We start from the raw sequence: 2,086 nt of genomic DNA, 5'->3' as shown, positions 1-2,086 counted from the left end.
GGCACGGTCCCGTCGGCCCCGGCCGGCGTGGGCCGTGTCCCGGTCGGTGTCCGGGGCGGCGGGGCCACCCCGGCCCGGCCTCGTCCGGACCGGGGCGAACTACGCTCCAGCCGTGTCCAAGTTCGCTACCGCCACGAAGCGGATCCTGTTGGGCAGGCCGTTTCGCAGCGACCGGCTGCCGCGCACCCTGTTGCCCAAGCGGGTCGCGCTGCCGGTGTTCTCCTCCGACCCGCTGTCGAGCATGGCCTACGCCCCGGAGGAGATCCTGCTGATGCTCTCGCTCGCGGGAGCGGGAGCCTACGTGTACAGCCCGTGGGTCGGCGGCGTGGTCGCCTTCGTGCTGCTGATCGTGGTGGCGTCCTACCGGCAGAACGTGCGCGCCTACACCGCGGGCGGTGGTGACTACACGGTGGCGACGGTCAACCACGGGCCCCGGCTCGGCCTGGCCGTTGGGGCGGCGCTGACCGTCGACTACATCCTGACGGTCGCGGTGTCCATCTCGTCGGCGACGGCGAACATCGGGTCGGCCGTGCCGTTCGTCGCCGAGCACAAGGTCGAGTTCGCCGTCCTCGCCATCGTGCTGCTGGCCGCGATGAACCTGCGCGGGGTCCGGGAGAGCGGCACACTGCTGGCGATCCCGGTGTACGCGTTCGTGGCCGGGATCCTCGGGATGATCGTCTGGGGCGCGGTACGCACCGTCGTGTTCGGCGACGAGCTGCGCGCCGAGAGCGCGGACCTCGAACTGGCCGCCGAGACCGGCGCGGTGGCCGGGCTCGGGCTGGTCTTCGTGATCCTGCGCGCGTTCTCCTCGGGCAGTGTCGCGCTCACCGGGGTGCAGGCCATCGCGAACGGGGTGCCCGCCTTCCGCAGGCCGCGCGGCCGCAACGCCGCGACCACGCTGCTGTGGATGGGTGCGCTGGCGGTCACCATGTTTCTCGGGTTGTTGTTCCTCGCCGAGGTGACCGGCGTGGTGGTGGCCGAGGACCCGGAGACCCAGCTGGTCGGCGCGCCGGAGGGGTACGAGCAGAAGACCCTGGTCGCCCAGCTCGCCGGGGCGGTGTTCAGCGGTTTCGCGCCCGCCGTGTGGTACGTGATCGTCATCACCGGTCTGGTGCTCGTGCTCGCGGCGAACACGGCGTTCAACGGGTTCCCGGTGCTCGGCTCGACGCTGGCACAGGACCGGTTTCTGCCGCGCCAGCTGCACACCCGTGGCGACCGGCTCACGTTCAGCAACGGCATCCTGCTGCTGGCCGGGCTCGCCGTCGTCCTGGTGATCGGGTTCGAGGCCGAGGTCACCGACCTGATCCAGCTCTACATCGTCGGCGTGTTCGTCGCGTTCGTGCTCAGCCAGAGCGGCATGATCCGGCACTGGAACCGGGCGCTGGCCGAACAGACCGATCCGCACGCCCGGCGGCAGATGCGCCGGGCGCAGGTGGTCAACACGATCGGGCTGGTCACCACGGCCTCGGTGCTGGTGGTCATCCTGGTGACCAAGTTCCTGGCCGGGGCGTGGATCTCGCTGGTGGCGATGGCGGTGATCTACCTGCTGATGCGCACCATCCGGAAGCACTACGACCGGGTGGCCGAGGAGCTCGCCGAGACGGAGCAGGAGGTGACGCTCCCGGCCCGCAACCACGCGATCGTGTTGGTCTCCCAGCTCCACCGCCCGGCCCTGCGGGCGCTCACGTACGCCAAGGCGACCCGCCCCGACGTGCTGGAGGCCGTGACCGTCAACGTCGACGACACCGAGACGCGCGCGCTCCAACGGCAGTGGAACCGGCGCGGGATCTCGATCCCGCTGAAGGTCGTGGAGTCGCCCTACCGGGAGGTGACCCGGCCCGTGCTGGACTACGTGCGGCGGGTGCGCGGTGACCGGCCCCGGGACGTGGTCACCGTGTTCATCCCCGAGTACGTCGTGGGACGCTGGTGGGAGCAGTTGCTGCACAACCAGACGGCGCTGCGGCTCAAGGGCAGGCTGCTGTTCCAGCCGCGCGTGATGGTCACCAGCGTGCCGTGGCAGCTGGAGTCGTCCCGGCGGCGGTCGCGCCGCGCCGAGCGCCGCCGTCGCCGCCCCGTCGCCGGCGAC

1 protein-coding gene is annotated in these 2,086 nt (G+C 71.4%); it reads left to right on the top strand.

Annotated features, from left to right (window positions below):
- Nucleotides 1–112: 112 nt before the first annotated feature.
- On the top strand, nt 113–2,086 hold a 1,974-nt coding region (locus ACTIR_RS0114380; protein ID WP_026454818.1), incomplete at its 3' end, for an APC family permease.

The sequence above is a fragment of the Saccharomonospora iraqiensis subsp. iraqiensis genome, from assembly GCF_000430445.1.
Taxonomy (GTDB): domain Bacteria; phylum Actinomycetota; class Actinomycetes; order Mycobacteriales; family Pseudonocardiaceae; genus Saccharomonospora; species Saccharomonospora iraqiensis.
Note: the sequence above shows the minus strand (reverse complement) of the source record. Positions and strands in the feature narration are given on the sequence as shown.